At 63.5% G+C, this 15,583-nt stretch carries 14 protein-coding genes; 3 read left to right on the top strand and 11 right to left on the bottom strand.

Features of this window, described 5'->3' with window-relative positions; all coding sequences use genetic code 11:
• Window position 1: 1 nt before the first annotated feature.
• Window positions 2-484, bottom strand: a complete 483-nt coding sequence (gene secB, locus ACGYLO_RS01795) for a protein-export chaperone SecB (RefSeq protein WP_067267736.1) — start codon at window positions 482-484, stop codon at window positions 2-4.
• 65 nt (window positions 485-549) lie between these two features.
• The gene (locus ACGYLO_RS01790) at window positions 550-1,047 is read right to left on the bottom strand and encodes an FxsA family protein (protein ID WP_271688640.1); all 498 of its coding nucleotides are present in this window, start codon (window positions 1,045-1,047) and stop codon (window positions 550-552) included.
• Between the two features lie 104 nt (window positions 1,048-1,151).
• On the opposite strand from ACGYLO_RS01790, the gene ACGYLO_RS01785 reads away from it, so the two are divergent.
• Genes ACGYLO_RS01785 through ACGYLO_RS01775 form a run of 3 tightly spaced genes read left to right on the top strand, consistent with a single transcriptional unit; the run spans window position 1,152 to window position 3,426 of the window.
• Window positions 1,152-1,811: a Tim44/TimA family putative adaptor protein gene (locus ACGYLO_RS01785; RefSeq protein WP_271688641.1), complete on the top strand. Its 660-nt coding sequence runs from the start codon at window positions 1,152-1,154 to the stop codon at window positions 1,809-1,811.
• A 41-nt stretch (window positions 1,812-1,852) separates the two neighbouring features.
• Window positions 1,853-2,845, top strand: coding sequence for a murein transglycosylase A (locus tag ACGYLO_RS01780; protein ID WP_271688642.1), 993 nt, complete (start codon window positions 1,853-1,855; stop codon window positions 2,843-2,845).
• Window positions 2,842-3,426 carry a Smr/MutS family protein gene (locus ACGYLO_RS01775; RefSeq protein ID WP_271688643.1) on the top strand — a complete coding sequence of 195 codons (585 nt, stop codon included), beginning with the start codon at window positions 2,842-2,844 and terminating at the stop codon, window positions 3,424-3,426. The genes ACGYLO_RS01780 and ACGYLO_RS01775 overlap by 4 nt, the downstream gene beginning before the upstream one ends.
• Here the strand turns inward: ACGYLO_RS01775 and ACGYLO_RS01770 are convergent.
• The 9 genes from ACGYLO_RS01770 to tsaE all read right to left on the bottom strand — a co-directional run bounded on the left by ACGYLO_RS01770 (window position 3,423) and on the right by tsaE (window position 15,559).
• On the bottom strand, window positions 3,423-4,640 hold the full coding sequence (locus ACGYLO_RS01770; RefSeq protein WP_271688644.1) for an MFS transporter: 1,218 nt from the start codon (window positions 4,638-4,640) through the stop codon (window positions 3,423-3,425). The genes ACGYLO_RS01775 and ACGYLO_RS01770 overlap by 4 nt on opposite strands.
• A 38-nt stretch (window positions 4,641-4,678) precedes the next feature.
• Window positions 4,679-5,980, bottom strand: a complete 1,302-nt coding sequence (hslU, locus tag ACGYLO_RS01765; protein ID WP_271688645.1) for an ATP-dependent protease ATPase subunit HslU — start codon at window positions 5,978-5,980, stop codon at window positions 4,679-4,681.
• Window positions 5,977-6,537, bottom strand: coding sequence for an ATP-dependent protease subunit HslV (gene hslV / locus ACGYLO_RS01760; RefSeq protein ID WP_067623712.1), 561 nt, complete (start codon window positions 6,535-6,537; stop codon window positions 5,977-5,979). Before hslV ends, hslU begins: the two co-directional genes overlap by 4 nt.
• Before the next feature lie 198 nt (window positions 6,538-6,735).
• Complete coding sequence (gene trxA / locus ACGYLO_RS01755) at window positions 6,736-7,056, bottom strand: thioredoxin (RefSeq protein WP_007118424.1); 321 nt, start codon at window positions 7,054-7,056, stop codon at window positions 6,736-6,738.
• Between the two features lie 36 nt (window positions 7,057-7,092).
• Window positions 7,093-10,464, bottom strand: coding sequence for a double-strand break repair helicase AddA (addA, locus tag ACGYLO_RS01750; protein ID WP_271688646.1), 3,372 nt, complete (start codon window positions 10,462-10,464; stop codon window positions 7,093-7,095).
• The gene (addB, locus tag ACGYLO_RS01745; RefSeq protein WP_394376353.1) at window positions 10,461-13,418 is read right to left on the bottom strand and encodes a double-strand break repair protein AddB; all 2,958 of its coding nucleotides are present in this window, start codon (window positions 13,416-13,418) and stop codon (window positions 10,461-10,463) included. The genes addA and addB overlap by 4 nt, the downstream gene beginning before the upstream one ends.
• Entirely contained in the window at window positions 13,411-14,103 is a 693-nt protein-coding gene (locus ACGYLO_RS01740) for a nucleotidyltransferase family protein (protein ID WP_271688647.1), read from the bottom strand. Before ACGYLO_RS01740 ends, addB begins: the two co-directional genes overlap by 8 nt.
• Complete coding sequence (locus tag ACGYLO_RS01735; RefSeq protein WP_271688648.1) at window positions 14,076-15,089, bottom strand: aminoglycoside phosphotransferase family protein; 1,014 nt, start codon at window positions 15,087-15,089, stop codon at window positions 14,076-14,078. The genes ACGYLO_RS01740 and ACGYLO_RS01735 overlap by 28 nt, the downstream gene beginning before the upstream one ends.
• Complete coding sequence (gene tsaE, locus ACGYLO_RS01730) at window positions 15,086-15,559, bottom strand: tRNA (adenosine(37)-N6)-threonylcarbamoyltransferase complex ATPase subunit type 1 TsaE (RefSeq protein ID WP_271688649.1); 474 nt, start codon at window positions 15,557-15,559, stop codon at window positions 15,086-15,088. The genes ACGYLO_RS01735 and tsaE overlap by 4 nt, the downstream gene beginning before the upstream one ends.
• Between the last annotated feature and the right edge of the window lie 24 nt (window positions 15,560-15,583).

Raw genomic sequence — 15,583 nt, 5'->3', positions numbered from 1 at the left:
CTTAGGCGTCGGCTTTTGGCGGGTTTTCGGCCTGACGGCGTGCCACTTCGTTGCGGTACAGCGAAAGGAAGTCGATGTTTTCAAGGTTCAGCGGCGGGAAGCCACCGTCACGGGTCACGTCGCTGACGATGCGGCGCAGGAAGGGGAAGATCATGCGCGGGCATTCGATCAGCAGATAGGGGTGCATCTGCTCTTCCGGCACGTTTTCGACTTGGAAGATACCGACATAGTCGATTTCCAGCACGAAAAGCGTCGCGTCGCCGTCTTTCGCTTTGGAGGTGATGTTCAGCTTGATCGCGGTTTCATACTGGTTCTCGCCCGAACGCTTTTTCGCGTCGAGGTTGACCTGAACCTGCACGTCGGGCTGTACATCCGCCGGGGCACCCTTCTGCGCCATGATGTTTTCGAACGACATGTCGCGGATGAACTGGCCCAGCACGCGCATCTGCGGTTGCTTGGGTTGTGCGGTTTCGTTTTCTGCCATTTTCTGTGTCCTGTTGTGGTGAATTTCTTAAATCTACCCGGACTTAACAGGTCGGCACGGGCCGCTCAATCCTTAGTCCAGCCCGAGGGGCCCTTGGTCTGGCGCGGCTGTTCGGGAATTTCGTGAAAATCCCCGTCGATCACATCACCGCGCGGATCGCCGCGGCGTTGCGGACCGGGCCGCTGCCCCATGCCGCCGGGGGTGCCAAAGCTTTGGACCTTCACCCGATCGCGGATCGCGCGATAGGCGGCGGCGCGAAAGCGCGGCACCAGAAAGGCAAAGCCAACAGCATCGGTGAAGAACCCCGGCGTCAGCAACAGCGCGCCGGAAAACAGGATCATCGCGCCATGCACCAAAGGCTCGGTCGGGTCGCGCAAGTCATTGAAGGAACTGCGCAACTGCCCAAGCGCCAGCGCGCCCTGAGACCGCACCAACCATGTGCCCAAAATGGCGGTCAAAACCACCACGGCCAGCGTCCAGCCAAGGCCGATGGCGCCACCGACTTGGATGAAAAGCGTGATCTCGATCAGAGGCACGGCGATAAATGCGATCAATAGCCACATGTGGCGGGGTCCTTTCGCTGGGGGCAGAGTGGACTTGCCCCGGTCGAACACCTACATAAGAGCTTAACTCGCATGTTTCCATGCCACCCCTGAATGAGGTTTCGATGAATTCTCCCCTGATACAGCTTCTGGTGCTTGCCGGTATCGCCGTATTCCTGATCCTGCGGCTGAAAAACGTGCTCGGCACGCGTGAGGGTTTTGAAAAGCCCCCGGTGACCGATCAAACGCCAAGCGCCCGCAGCGGCCCCGCGTTTGAAGTGATCGAAGGTGGCCCGGATCTCGATATCACCGACCACGTTCCCGAAGACAGCCCCTCGGGCAAGGCCTTGGCCGAGATGAAGCGGGTCGAGCCGTCCTTTGGCGTCAGCGATTTCCTGCAAGGCGCGCGTGGCGCCTATGAGATGATCGTCATGGGCTATGAGCGGGGCGATTTGGCGGAAATTCAGCCGTTTCTGGCCGATGACGTCTATGAAAGCTTTGTTGACGGCGTCGCCGCGCGGGAGGATCAAGGTCTAACGATCGAGGCGACTTTCATCGGCGTGCGCGAGATGGAACTGATCGACGCCAAGATGGACGAGACCACGAAAGAAGCCGAACTCACCATCCGCTTCGTCGGCGAGCTGACCTCGGAGGTTCGCAACCGCGAGGGCGAGATTGTCGAGGGCAGCAGCAAAGAAATCAAACGCCAAAAAGATACATGGGTCTTCGCCCGTGTCATGGGCTCGGACGATCCGAATTGGCTGTTGGTTTCCACAGACGGGTAGCGCGTGCGCTTGGCGCTCTTGCGCTGTTGGGCGGTGTGTCGATGAACACGCCGTCCGCAGCAGAGGTGCATTATACTGTCATGGATTTCGACCAGCTTGAAGGCTGGGCCAAAGATGACCACGCCGCTGCCTTCGAGGTTTTCACTAGCACCTGCGGCGACATGAAAGATGTCGATTGGCGCGCGCTCTGCAAGCTGGCCAAAGATGGCCCCGACCCCCGGCAGTTTTTCGAATTGTTCTTTCGCCCCGTTCTGATGGAAGACGGCAAAGACGCGCTTTTCACCGGGTATTTCGAACCTGAATTGGACGGCGATCTCTACCCCTCTGCCCGGTTTCAATATCCCATCTACGCCATGCCCCCCGAGGCCGAGCAGATCCGCCCCTGGCTCACCAGACGCGAGATCCTAGATGGCGACGTGATGCGCGACCGCGGGCTTGAGATCGCTTGGGTCGATGACCCGGTAGAGCTTTTCTTTCTGCAAATTCAGGGTTCTGGCCGTATTCGCCTGCCCGATGGCAGCTATCTGCGGGTGGGCTATCGCGGCGCGAATGGCCATGATTACCGCTCGGTCGGGGTCGAATTAGTGCGGCGCGGGGTCTATGAGGCGCATCAGGTCAGCGCCGATGTCATCAAGAACTGGGTGCGTCGCAACCCCGAAGATGGCCGGGAACTGCTCTATCACAATCCCTCTTACGTATTCTTTCGCGAGGTCAGCCGCGTGCCCGCCGACAAGGGGCCGCTGGGCGCGATGAACCGGTCCATCACTGCCATGCGCAGCATCGCGGTCGACCCATCGCATGTGCCGCTCGGCGCGCCGGTCTGGATCGAGAAGGACGGGAAGGAGCCTCTACGCCGTCTCATGGTCGCGCAGGATACAGGCTCGGCCATCAAGGGCGCGCAGCGTGCGGATGTGTTTTTTGGCACCGGTGACAAAGCGGGCCGCGCGGCGGGTCGTCTGCGCGATCCGGGGCGGATGGTGGTTTTGATGCCGATCCAGCGCGCCTATGCCTTCCTGCCGGAGAGCGCGATATGAAACGGCGCCGCTTGAACGAAGATGATCTCGAACTTTGGCGCCGGGTGACCGAGCGGACCGAGAAGCTGGAGTTGAATAAGCTGTTCACGCCCGAGATCGACGCCCCCGCCCCTGCCCCGCCGCAGGTTCGGCGCGCCAAGATCGCCCTGCAGGGCAACAAGCCGCAGCCCAACATGAAAAAGCGCAGCAATGACCTGCGCCCGACGTTGGCCGAACAGATGAAAGCTGCGCCGGTTCAGATGGACCACAAGGCTTACGGAAAGCTCAAACGTGGCAAGCTGCGGCCCGAGGGCCGGATCGACCTGCATGGCATGACCCTCGACCGGGCGCATCCGGCGCTCAATGGTTTCATCATAGATGCCCATGCCCGGGGCAAACGGCTGGTGCTGGTGATCACCGGTAAGGGCAAGCGGCGCGATGACGGTGGCCCGATCCCTGTGCGCGATGGCGTGCTGCGCCATCAGGTGCCGCAGTGGCTGTCGATGCCACCGCTCAGCAGTCTCGTGCTACAGGTCGCGCAGGCCCATGTCAGCCACGGCGGCGGCGGGGCCTATTACGTCTACCTGCGGCGCAACCGTTAACCGCACAGCAGCGGTTTGTAGCGCGCAATCGCCCATGCGGCCAAGCCTGCGGCGATCAGATAATAAAGCGCGATGGGCAGCATCTGCTGCGGGAAATCGACGCCCAAGTCGATGAACAGCCCCGTCACCCCCGGCCCGATGGCCGAGCCAAAGACCATCAGCGCGGCGGCGACCGCTTTAATCGACCCCACATGGCGGGTGCCGAAATACTCGGCCCAGAAGGCCGCCGGCGCGGTGGATTGCATCCCCTGCCCCATGCCGAAAATCAGCAAGCCGATCCCGGCCATCCACAGCGTGTCGGCATAGGCGAGCACCGCGAATGACAGGGCAAAGGGCAGCATCATCACAGGCACAACGCGGCTGACGCCGAAACGGTCGATCGCCCAGCCCGAGAGGAAGGTCGAGGCCACCGCCGAGATTGTATAGACCGGCATCAAAGCCACGAATTCGACCAAGGCCCATCCCTTCACTTGGGTCAGATGCACCTGCTGAAAGAACAGGGCCGTGCCCCATGCCGCGGGGCCGATGGCCAGCGGGATAATCATCCAGAACAGGCCCGAACGGAACATCTCGGCCCGGGTCCAATGCCGCCCTTTCATACCCGCGCGCTGCGCCTGATCGGCCATGCTTTGCGGGGTGCGCTCTTGCCGCAGCAGCATCAGGATCACCGGGATTGTCAGTAGCACCAGCACCGCGGCCAGTACCCAAAGGCTGCGCCAGTGAAAGCTGGCGAAAAGGGCCACGAAGATCACCGGCAAGAACGCCTGGCCAGCGGCGAAACCCATTGAGGACAGCGAAAGCGCCTTGCCGCGCGATGCCTCAAACCAGCGCACCATGGCGACCTGCCCAAGCTGAGACATCATCCCCTGCCCGGTCAGCCGCAATGCGTAGATGACAAAGATCAGCGCAATCCAATTCGGCACCGCCGCCATCGCCAGACAGGCCCCCGCCAGCGCCAGCATCACGCCAAGGGCCAGCACCCGTACGCGAAAGCGGTCCGTCAGCACCCCGGCCCAGACCATGCTGATGGCCGACAACGTCGTGCCGACGGTATAGATGCCGCCCCATTGGCCGTCGCTTAGGCCAAAGTCGCCCTTCACCGCCCCCGCAAAGAGCGAGATGAAATAGGTTTGTCCATAGGATGAGGTGAAGGTCAGCAGGAAACCGGCCAGCAGAAACAGCCAGTTGCGCCGCAGAAATGCGAGGTATTCCATGCCCCCTTCATCGCCGGGGCATGGAAGAAAGGAAAGCCCTAAAGAACGTAGCGGCTGAGATCGGTGGAGCGGGTCAATTCGCCAAGGTTCTTTTCAACGAAATCCGCATCGACGGTGATCTCTTGCCCCGAGCGATCAGGCGCGTCGAAGGAGACTTCTTCGAAGACCCGTTCCATCACCGTATAAAGCCGCCGCGCGCCGATGTTCTCGACCGAGGTGTTGACCTCGGCCGCGATCTTGGCCAGTGCCGCGATGCCCTCTTCGGTGAAGGTGACGGTCAGTTCCTCGGTCCCCATCAGGGCGGTATACTGCCGCGTCAGCGCATTGTCGGTCTCGGTCAGGATACGGACGAAATCATCCTCGGTCAGCGCCCGCAGTTCGACGCGGATCGGCAGACGGCCCTGCAACTCGGGCAAAAGGTCCGAAGGCTTGGCGATATGGAACGCGCCCGAGGCGATGAAGAGGATATGGTCGGTCTTCACCGGGCCATATTTCGTCGAAACGACGGTGCCTTCGATCAGCGGCAGCAGGTCGCGCTGCACCCCTTCGCGGGAAACATCGCCACCGCGCGCGTCAGAACGGGCGCAGACCTTGTCGATCTCATCAAGGAAGACGATGCCGTTCTGCTCGACCGCTTCAATGGCGGCGCGGTTCACGGCTTCGTCGTCGAGCAGCTTGTCTGCCTCTTCGCCCACCAGCACTTCATAGCTATCGGCCACGGCCATGCGTTTCTTGGTGGTGCGGCCGCCCATGGCTTTGCCGAAAATATCCCCGAGGTTCATCATCCCCATGCCTTGCTGGCCGGGAATGTCCATCATCGGGAAGGGGCTAGAGGTCTCGGCGACCTCAAGCTCGATCATCGTGTCATCGAGTTCGCCTGCGCGGAGCTTCTTGCGGAACATCTCGCGCGTGCCGTCGCGGGCATCGGTGCCGGCGATGGCGTCGATGACACGGTCCTCGGCGGCCTGTTCGGCCTTGGCTTTAACGTCTTCGCGCATGAACTCGCGGGTCATGGCGATGGAGCTGTCCACGAGATCACGGATGATCTGTTCCACGTCGCGGCCGACATAGCCGACTTCCGTGAATTTCGTCGCCTCAATTTTAATGAAGGGCGCGCGGGCGAGCTTCGCCAAGCGGCGGCTGATCTCGGTCTTGCCGACGCCGGTGGGGCCGATCATCAGGATGTTCTTCGGGTAGACTTCGTCGCGCAGGTCATCGCTCAATTGCTTGCGGCGCCAGCGGTTGCGCAGGGCCACGGCCACGGCGCGTTTGGCGTCGTTCTGGCCGATGATATAGCGGTCCAGTTCGGACACGATCTCGCGGGGGGTCAGGTCGGTCATGCGGTGATTTTCTCCACGGTGAGTTTGCCGTTGGTGTAGACGCAGATGTCGGCGGCGATCGCCATGGCATCACGGGCAATGGTTTCGGCGTCCCGGTCACTGTCCATCATGCCGCGCGCGGCGGCGAGGGCATAGTTCCCACCCGATCCAATGGCGGCGACCTCATGCTCCGGCTCCAGCACATCGCCCGCGCCGGTGATGACCAACAGGTCTTTGCCGTCGGTCACGATCAGCATCGCTTCGAGCTTTTGCAGGTATTTATCGGTGCGCCAGTCCTTGGCCAATTCGACACTGGCACGGGCCAATTGACCCGGTGTCGCTTCCAATTTGGCCTCAAGTCGTTCCAGCAGGGTAAAGGCATCCGCGGTGGAGCCCGCAAACCCCGCCACCACGTCATAGCCGCCGGGACTGAGCTTGCGCACCTTGCGCGCGGTGCCTTTGATCACGGTCTGGCCAAGGCTGACCTGTCCGTCACCGGCAATCACCACTTCGCCGCCTTTTTTGACGCCAATGATCGTGGTCCCGTGCCAACCGGGGAAATCGTCGTTCTGTGCCATGGGGCCTCCTGTCGCTTGGCGCTCTATATGGCCCCCGTGGCAGGGCAGGACAAGGGCAGCGCCGGTTGCGCGGGGGGCAGGGGCGACGCTTGTGAGGCAGGGGCACGCTTACGGTGAAGTGGCCAGCGGCTTTGCCCCAATGAAAAGGGCGCCCCGAAGGACGCCCGTTTTCGTAACTCAATGCCTAAGGCGTTGGCCTTAGATGGATTCTTCGATCCAGCTTTGCAGGGCCGCCTTGGGGCGCGCACCGGCGAGGTTGGACACGACCTGCCCGTCCTTGAAGATGAACAGCGCCGGGATACCGCGCACGCCGACTTGGGCGGGCGAGTTCGGGTTTTCGTCGACGTTGACTTTGACGATCTTCACGCGACCGTTCATTTCATCCGACAGCTCTTCCAGCGAAGGGCCGATCTGTTTGCACGGGCCGCACCATTCGGCCCAGAAATCGACCAGAACCGGAATGTCCGAATTTTTGACTTCGGCGTCGAAAGTGTCGTCGGTGACTGCGACGGTTGCCATGATGCTCTCCTGACAGGAATGGGTTGAGGCCTGAACCTATGAATGCGCGGCAGTGGCGTCAAGATATGGCAGGGCACGCAGGGCATTTGTCACGATATCGTTGGGTAACACCATAAGCGCGGGGGTCGCGGTCCATAGAATGGCCGTCTCAACCTGCCGATCCGGGTAGATTTGGCGCAGCATATGAGCATAGGCCCCCATCTGGCGCAGCAGCCCGTCGGGGCAGGCCTCAGCCGTGCCGGGGACCACGCGGTTGGTCTTGAAATCGACGGCAAGGATGCGATCCTCCGCAATCACCAAACGGTCGATCGTGCCATGCAGGCGCTGGTCTCCGAGGCTGCCGGTCACGGGCACTTCGGCGAGGGTTGTCTCGGCAAACAGCGGGGCGAGGGCAGGGGTGTTCAGCACCGCTTCCGCCTCATCTTCCGCGCGGGCGATCATCTCGGCGGGGTGTGTGCGGGCCAACCGCTCTAGAAAGACTTCCCGGGCATCCGCGCCCATCAGTGGCAGATGTTCCAGCAACTCATGAACCAGCGTGCCATAGCTCAACGCAGCGTCCATATCGAGCCCGGCCTCACCAGCAAGCGCCTTGGCTCCGCCGAGATCCGAGGGCGACAGGGTCTTGTCCTCTCCCTTGGGGGAGGGGGCGGAGCGGGTGAAAACAGGGTCTAACCTGGGCGTTGTGATGGTTTTCTCAGGCGTCTCTATGATGTCGAGCGCATCCCAATCGCCCTGTTGATAGCGCAGCGTGCCATCGTCGCCCAAAGGCTCGGCCCGGAGCCGGGCCAGAGCGGCTGCGGTGATCTGATACCAAGAGGATTCATCTTTCGACAATTCCCCCGCCGCGGCCACGATCAGCCATTTCTCGGCCCGCGTCATGGCGACATAGAACAGGCGAAGCCGTTCTTGCAGCGCGGCCTCTTTCATCTCGTCCAGCCGGGCGCGCATGGGCTGGGGCATGTCATCCGCCGGGGCTTTCCAGACGGGGGTGCCGTCAACGGTGATGATCTCATCCTTGATCGTCACATCGCGCCGCCCGGTGTCAGGCAGGATCACAATCGGCGCTTCCAGACCCTTGGCACCATGCACCGTCATCACCCGGATCTGGTTCGACGCGCTGTCGATCTGACGTTTGATTTCCAGATCATCGGTCTGCATCCATTGCAGGAACCCGGTCAGGCTGGGCACCGTGCCGCGCTCGTAAGACAGCGCTTGGCTCAACATCGCGTTGATCCCATCCTCGGCCTCTGGCCCCAGCCGCGCGAGCAGTTTGCGCCGCCCATCGTGGCGGGTGAGGATGCGTTCGATCAGATCGTAGGGGCGCAGGTAATCGACCCGCCCGCGCAGGTCGCGCAGCATGGCGAGGGTGGCGGCGTGGGCCTCGGTCTGGTTGCGCAGGGCTTGCCAGAGGTGATCCTCTTTACGGTAATGGGCGAGGGTGAAAAGCTCTTGTTCCGACCAGCCGAAAAGTGGCGATTTCAGCGCGGTGGCAAGCGATAGGTCGTCGTCCGGCGTTGCAAGGAAGGACAGGATCGCCGCCAGATCGCGCACCGCCAGTTCGGCCCCGACCTTGAGCCTGTCGGCCCCGGCGATGGGCAGTTCCGCCGCCTTGCAAGCGCGGATGATCTCAGAAAACAGGGCCGAGCGGCGCTGCACGAGGATCAGGAAATCCCCCGGTTGGATGCGCCGCCGCGCCAAGCCGCCCCTGCTGTCATCGGGGAGGTAATGCTCCTCGGTCGTCAGCTCCTTGATGCGCCGGGCGATGCGTTCGGCCAGTTGCACCGTGTGATGCCGCGCGCTGCGTCGGTCGACGGGATCGGTCCAATCGCCTTCCTCGTCAGGGCCTGCCTTTTCGATGAAGGGCCAGAGATCGACGCGGCCGGGCAGGCGATCTTTGAAGGCCATATGGCCGTCATTGGTAAAGCCGGTCTGGATCGCGGGGTCGAAAACCCCATCGACCGCTTGCAAAATCGCCGAAGAGGAGCGGAAGGAATAGGCAAGACTGCGGCGCTGGAAAAACTGCCCGGCCTCACCGATCTTCTGTTCGAATGTCGTGCCTTTGCGGTCCAGCTCTTCGGGGTCCGCGCCTTGGAAAGAGTAGATCGATTGCTTCTTGTCGCCCACGACGAAGAGGGTGCGATCCACCTCGTTACGCGCCCCGGCGCCGGAGTAAAATTCATCTGTCAGCCGTTCGATCACGTCCCATTGCCGGGGCGAGGTGTCCTGCGCCTCGTCGACAAGGATATGGTCGATGCCGCCGTCGATGCGGAACAGCACCCAAGCGGCCACGGCCTTGTCGGTCAGCAAAGCGCGGGCTTTGAGGATCAGATCGTCAAAGTCGAGCCAGCCGCGTTTTTGCTTCTCATCTGCGTAGCGGTCCAGAAAACGGGCCGCGAAACGGTGGAGCACATAGGATTTGCGCGCCGCCTTCAGCGCCAGCCGCGCTTCGCGGGCATCTTCGACGCGCTGCATCAACTGCTCAAGCTGCGGCATCTGGTCGGCGATAACCTTTTGCGTGGGCTTGGTCGGGAAACTGCCGATCTTGGCGGTGAAGGGCGCCTTGGCGCCGCTGCCGGTCAGAAGGATGTTTTCTAGCTGGGGCAAGGCGGACAGATCATAGCGGTCAATCTCTTGCAGCGCCGCGCCCGCCTTGCCGTCATTGCCGCCTTTCGCCAGCAGATGGGGGATGATATCGGCCATCATCGCCGCTTCGCTGCCGAGGAAGACCGAGGCCGCGATCTTGTCTTCGGTCAGGTCTTCGGGCTGGGCGAAAAGCGCTAGGATCTCGTGCCAAGAGCGGGGCGTGCTGAAGGCATCGCGCTGGCCTACGATGCTACGGGTGAGGCTGGCGAAATCTTCGCCCGTGTAGTGCCGCGCAATCTCGGCGACCAGCGGGGCGTCTTCGCCTTCGGCCATCTCATCGACGATCTCGGCCCGCAGCAGATCGGCGGCGCGGTCTTCGATCTCGGTGAATTGCGGGCTGACCTGTGCCTCCAGCGGGAAGCGGCGCAGAAGGGCCGCGCAGAAAGAGTGGATGGTCTGAATTTTCAGCCCGCCGGGCGTCTCGATCGCGCGGGCAAAAAGGGTGCGGGCATTGCGCAGTTGCTCGGGTGTCAATTCGCCCTGAACGCCAAGATCGGCCAAGGCGCTGCGCAGTGCCGCGTCTTTCAGCATGGCCCATTCGCCCAAGCGTTTGAACAGGCGGTTCTGCATCTCCGAGGCAGCGGCTTTGGTATAGGTCAGGCAAAGGATGTGCTGCGGCTCCACGTCGTCGAGCAGCAGCCGCGCCACGCGGTCGGTCAGCACGCGGGTCTTGCCCGAGCCCGCGTTGGCCGTCAGCCAAGTGGAGGCATCGGGCCGCGCCGCTTCGATTTGGGCGCGGGTGGCATCGTTGAAATCACGCATCATTCCAGATCCTCCGGTCGGGCGGGGCTGGTGCCATCCCATTCCCCGAACCGCGCCAGTTGGTCAAAGTTTCCGGCAAAGGCATCACTTTGCACCATCCGCCGCGCGGTAAAGCCCTGCCCCTCATCGAGGTAGCGCGAGAGCAGCGCGTGCAGACCGGCCAGCACTTCTTGCGGGTTCTCCTCGTCCAGCGGGGCGGGAACTTCGACAGGTTTTGACCCCAACCCGATAAAGGCGGCATGGGCCACATGGGCCACGCCCACCTCGGGAAAACCGCCCCGTTCGACCATCGCCGCTTCGATCAAGAGTTGCTTGTCGAACAGTCGCTGCTCTTTTTTGCCGGGCGGCGTGCCGGTTTTGTAGTCGTAGATCAGCACATCGCCGTCATCGGTCTGGTCGATCCGGTCGGCAAAGCCGCTGAGGGTAAAGCCGAGGTCGGCAAAGGTGTAGCTGCCCCGCGCGCCCTGTTCGAAGGCGACGGGGCTGGAGAATGCGGCGCGTTGGCTTTCGCGGGCGATGAACCAATCGGCGATCCGGTCGATACGGGCCAGCCACATGGCGCGGGCGGCGGGCCAGGGGGCTTCTTCCTCCAGCACCTCGGCGGCCACTTGCATCAGCGTGTCGCGGGTCAGCCGTGCCGGATCGCGGGCCACCAGTTTGACGAAATCTTCCATGATGCGGTGCAGGACGATGCCGCGCACCGGCGCATCGGGCGATTGCACCAGCGGGTTGATCGGGCGCAGTTTCAGGCTGTGTTTGGCATAGATCGCGTAAGGATCGCGGATCAGCGTCTTGATCTCGGTCACTGACAGCTTGCGGGGGCGCGCCGCGCGCGGTGGGCGGGGCGAGGGGCGCGTGGCCGGGGCGGTGCGCTCCACCGCTTCCAAGGCGCGCACCTGATCCAGCCAGTGGTTGCCGCGCTGCTGCATGGCCTTCCACGCCTCCGGCCCGCCGGTGTCGCCCAAGCCGCCCAGCAGGTTGCCCAAGCGGTTCAGCCAGCGTGACGGCACCATCTCGGCCTCGTCCGAGCGGATCGCGCGGGTGATCCAAACCTCGGGGCTGGCGATGGCCTGTTGATAGTCATGTGCCGACAGGCCGATGCGCCGTTCGGGGAGCAGCAGCCCGGCTTTCTCGCGCATTTGACGGTTGAGCCACGGATCGGGCGGCGGCGCTTCGGGCCATGTGCCTTCGTTCAAACCGCCAAGGATGACCAGCTCGGCCCCCTGCACCCGTGCCTCCATCGTGCCCCAGATCATGATATCGGGATGCGGGGTATCGGCCTCGCGCACCTCTTCTTGGGCCAAGAGCGCGCCCAAGAGATCGGCATAATCGGCGGCGTTCATCGCCCCGCCGTGGGGGGCATGTTCCGTGAGGTTCGCCATCACCGCCTCGGCCGCGATGCCCGCGCCTTGCTGCCAAAGCAGGTGGTCGGGATCGGCGGATTGCCCGGCGGCGATCCTTTCGGCCAGCGCCAGATGCGCGGCGACGCATTCGGGCAGGGGCCGCTCTCCGGGAGTGTCATGGCCGGGGAAAACCTCGCCCAGCCAAGCGACCCAATCGCGGAACCCGCTGGGGTCTTCCATCCGCTTCGCGGCGCGCTCTGCAATCTCGGCCAAGCCTTCGGCGTCGGGGTAGGGCAGACCGTAGCGGCGGATCTCAGCCTCCAAGCGCTGGGTATAGAACTGGTGGAAATTGCGCCCCGCGCCGCTGTGGGTCAGCGGGTGTTTCAACAGGGTCAGCAGCGCTTCGGCATCCAGTTTTCGGACAAACAGCGCCGCCACATGGCGCAAGAACCGCCCCGGCGGGGAGAGTTGCAGCGGCATCCCGGCGCTGTCGTCGGGCAGAATGCCCCACCGGTCGAGCGCTGCGGTGACCTGCCGGGTGAGCATCCGGTCGGGGGTGATCAAGGCGGCCTTCACACCATCCTCGGCAGCTTGGCGCAGGCGCAGCGCGATGGCCAAAGCCTCGACCCGTGGGGTGGGCGCTTCGATCAGGGTAATGTCGGCGGTGGCACCTTGCAGGTCTTCCAGCTTCGGCCCTTCGTTCAGCCAAGCATGGGTGACGGGCGCAGGCCGAAGCGAGAGCGACACCAGCTTGTTGCGGGCGGTCGATACCGGGGGCATCTCGCACCACGGGGCGACCGCGCCACGCGCCACGCCGAGCATATTCATCAGCTTGCGGAAGCGGTATTGCGGGTGATCCTCGGCCAGAAGCGCCTGATCCAACTCATTCCAAACGGCGGTCGGCATCTCGAAATCGAACCCCGGCAGGATGATCGCGCCTTGCGGCAGGCGGGCCACGGCCTCCATCAACAACGCGGTTGTCCCGCGCGAGCCGGTGGACCCGGCGAGGATCACCGGATGCTGCGGTGGCGCGTCCTGCCAGCGGGCGATGATCCGGGCGACCAACTGCCGTCGCCGTGCCTCGGCATCCGGGCGGGTGGTGGTTTGGCCCAGATAGTCATGCGCGATGGCGAGGAACCGCTGCGCCCGCTCCCAATGGGCAGAGAGGTTGCCAACGTCCAGCCCGGCCACCGTCTCGGGCGAGACGCCTTCGCCCTGCATTTCGTCGATCAGCCCCGCCAAACTATCCGACAGGGCATAGAGCGAGGCGCGCGGCGCGAGATCGGGTGCGGCATCCAGCAGGCGCGACACGAGTTGAATGAGTTCCAGCCGCCGTTGCAGCGGCGGTGTCGGAGCGGGGAGCGCGATGCCGGGGGCCAATGCATCGAGGTCGGTGATCAGCCGGATGCGCGGCAAGAAGCCTGCCGGACCCGCGTCGAAATCATGGCGCAGCCGACGTGCCATGCGGTTGGTGTTCACCAGCAACTCGACACGGGCCATCGCCTCGGGCGGGCCATTCTCCAACCGGTCGCACAGCCCGCGCACCAATCCGCGCGGGAAGTCGACACCGGGGGCAAGGCCAAAGACGCGGGGGCTGTCCTGCGGCTCAAACATCGGCACCTGCCAAGAGGCTTTCGGCAAGGGGAATACCCCCCGGGTGCCCCACATCGCACCAGCGCCCGCTATAGGGCAGGCCAAACAGCGTCCCGCGTGCCAGCATCATGTCCCACAACAGGTTGAGCGAGAATGCCTCGGCTTCGATATCGGCCAGCAGGTCGGTCTTGATGATCTGCACCCCGCCATAGACCTCGCCCGGCCCCCGTTGCAGGCGGCCATCCGCGGTGCGGGTAAAGTCGCCCGTGCCGCCATGGCCAAGGGTGTTTTCCAACGGCACGGTCATCAAAAGCGCGTCCATCCGTGCCGGATCCCATGCATTGCGGAGCATTTCGAGCGGGTTCGCCCCGGCCCAAATCGCGTCACTGTTCATGGTGAAAACGGGCCCTGACCCCAGCAGCGGCAGCGCGTTGCGGAGCCCGCCGCCGGTGTCGAGGATCTGGGGCGTTTCGATCACCGTTTGCACATCCTGCGCTTTCAGATGTGCCTCTAACTGGTCGGGCAGGTAGTGCAGGTTCGCCACGATCCGCGCAGGCGTAATCCCGCGGGCAAGGTCGAGCGCATGGTCAATCAAGGGGCGGCCCGCGACTGGCACCATGGGCTTGGGTTGGTTCTGGGTGAGATGTTTCATACGCGTGCCGAACCCGGCCGCGAACATCATGATGGCGTCGGGATTGTCGCGCATTGGCTTTTCAGTTGCTCCAGAAATTCGGGGGTCGGCGGGGGCAGCACGCCTGCGATTGCCTCCGCCACATCGGCAAGCGCGGGATGGCGCAGGTTATGTTGCAAATGCTGCCAGACGCGGGGGATCAGATCGACGTAATGTGGTTTGCCATCGCGCAGACTGAGGCGCGCAAAGATCCCCAAAATGCGCAGATTACGCTGGGCGCCAAGCAGTGCATAGGCGCGGCGGAAGGGGGTTTCCGCCTGTCCGGTTTGGGCAAGGTAATCGTCGATGATCTGCGCCTCTACCGACCGGGGCACATCGCGGCGTGCGTCTTGCAGGATCGAGACGAGATCATAGGCCGGGTGGCCCAGCAGCGCGTCTTGAAAATCCAGCAAACCGACCCGCGCCGCCCCTTCGCGCTCTGGCAGCCAGAGCAGGTTCTCGGCATGGTAGTCGCGCAGGATCACGACTTTTGGGCTGTTATCCAACGCTGCGGCGAGGGGGCGGAAAGCCTGCGCGAAAGCGGCGTTTGCGCTCTGCCCGCCTGTGGGCGCGTAAAAGTCGAAGGCGGGGGAGGCCATATCAGTCAGCCAATCGGCATCGCAAATCGGCAGTTCCGGCAGGGGGGCGGCGTGCAGTTTGACCGAAACGTCAGCAGCCGCGCGGTAGAGGGGGAGTTCCCGAGCCGGATCCGCCGCCATGAGCCGCGCAAAGAGGTCATCGCCAAGGTCTTCGATCAGCAGCAGACCGTTGTCATTGTCCGCATGGTAAATCTCGGGCGCGCTGAGGCCACAGCCTGCCAGATGCGCGGCGACGTGACGGAAGGGTCGCACGTCTTCTCCGCGTTCCGGTGGGGCGTCCATCAGGATGGCGCGCGCGCCATCCGCTTTGCGCAACCGGTCATAGCGCCGGTTGGAGGCATCGCCCGCCAGCAGCTTGCGGGAGGCTTCGGCCCAGCCCGCGGTTTGCAAAAAACCTTCGATCAATGCGGCGCGTTCGGTCATTTGCGCCACGCCGCCAGCTTCTCGGCCCAATCGCCGCCGGACCATTCTGCGGTCAGCCTGCGGCTGTCTTCTTCGGTGCCGGGGCTAAGGCTGATCTCTAACGCGTCGGCGGGCGCGAGCGGGCCCAGCCGATCCGGCCATTCCACAAGACAGATTGCATCGTGAAAGGCGTCGATCAGCCCGAGCTCCTCAATCTCATGGGTGGAGGTCAGCCGGTAGAGATCGGCGTGCCAGATCGCGCTGCTTGCCGTGTCATAGGTCTGCACCAAGGTGAAGGTGGGCGAGGGGATATCCTCGTGGTGGTCGAGCAATTCGGTGATCAGCGCGCGGGCGAAATGGGTCTTGCCCACGCCGACATCGCCGCTGAGCAGGATGACATCGCCGGGAGACAGGCGGCGGGCCAGTTGCCGGGCGCGCTCAGCGGTGTCATCGGGGCCGCTGAGCAGGAGGGAAAGGGTATCATCGGACATGCCCCATGCTTAGCGTCCCGACGC

The sequence above is a fragment of the Sulfitobacter sp. 1A13353 genome (assembly GCF_043557255.1).
In the GTDB taxonomy this organism is placed as follows: domain Bacteria; phylum Pseudomonadota; class Alphaproteobacteria; order Rhodobacterales; family Rhodobacteraceae; genus Sulfitobacter; species Sulfitobacter faviae.
Note: the sequence above shows the minus strand (reverse complement) of the source record. Positions and strands in the feature narration are given on the sequence as shown.

What these genes read in the sequence shown, in the direction of transcription:
- secB (WP_067267736.1), bottom strand. Translation starts at nt 484, where the DNA reads ATGGCAGAAAACGAAACCGCACAACCCAAGCAACCGCAGATGCGCGTG.
- ACGYLO_RS01790 (WP_271688640.1), bottom strand. Translation starts at nt 1,047, where the DNA reads ATGTGGCTATTGATCGCATTTATCGCCGTGCCTCTGATCGAGATCACG.
- ACGYLO_RS01785 (WP_271688641.1), top strand. Translation starts at nt 1,152, where the DNA reads ATGAATTCTCCCCTGATACAGCTTCTGGTGCTTGCCGGTATCGCCGTA.
- ACGYLO_RS01780 (WP_271688642.1), top strand. Translation starts at nt 1,853, where the DNA reads ATGAACACGCCGTCCGCAGCAGAGGTGCATTATACTGTCATGGATTTC.
- ACGYLO_RS01775 (WP_271688643.1), top strand. Translation starts at nt 2,842, where the DNA reads ATGAAACGGCGCCGCTTGAACGAAGATGATCTCGAACTTTGGCGCCGG.
- ACGYLO_RS01770 (WP_271688644.1), bottom strand. Translation starts at nt 4,640, where the DNA reads ATGGAATACCTCGCATTTCTGCGGCGCAACTGGCTGTTTCTGCTGGCC.
- hslU (WP_271688645.1), bottom strand. Translation starts at nt 5,980, where the DNA reads ATGACCGACCTGACCCCCCGCGAGATCGTGTCCGAACTGGACCGCTAT.
- hslV (WP_067623712.1), bottom strand. Translation starts at nt 6,537, where the DNA reads ATGGCACAGAACGACGATTTCCCCGGTTGGCACGGGACCACGATCATT.
- trxA (WP_007118424.1), bottom strand. Translation starts at nt 7,056, where the DNA reads ATGGCAACCGTCGCAGTCACCGACGACACTTTCGACGCCGAAGTCAAA.
- addA (WP_271688646.1), bottom strand. Translation starts at nt 10,464, where the DNA reads ATGATGCGTGATTTCAACGATGCCACCCGCGCCCAAATCGAAGCGGCG.
- addB (WP_394376353.1), bottom strand. Translation starts at nt 13,418, where the DNA reads ATGTTTGAGCCGCAGGACAGCCCCCGCGTCTTTGGCCTTGCCCCCGGT.
- ACGYLO_RS01740 (WP_271688647.1), bottom strand. Translation starts at nt 14,103, where the DNA reads ATGCGCGACAATCCCGACGCCATCATGATGTTCGCGGCCGGGTTCGGC.
- ACGYLO_RS01735 (WP_271688648.1), bottom strand. Translation starts at nt 15,089, where the DNA reads ATGACCGAACGCGCCGCATTGATCGAAGGTTTTTTGCAAACCGCGGGC.
- tsaE (WP_271688649.1), bottom strand. Translation starts at nt 15,559, where the DNA reads ATGTCCGATGATACCCTTTCCCTCCTGCTCAGCGGCCCCGATGACACC.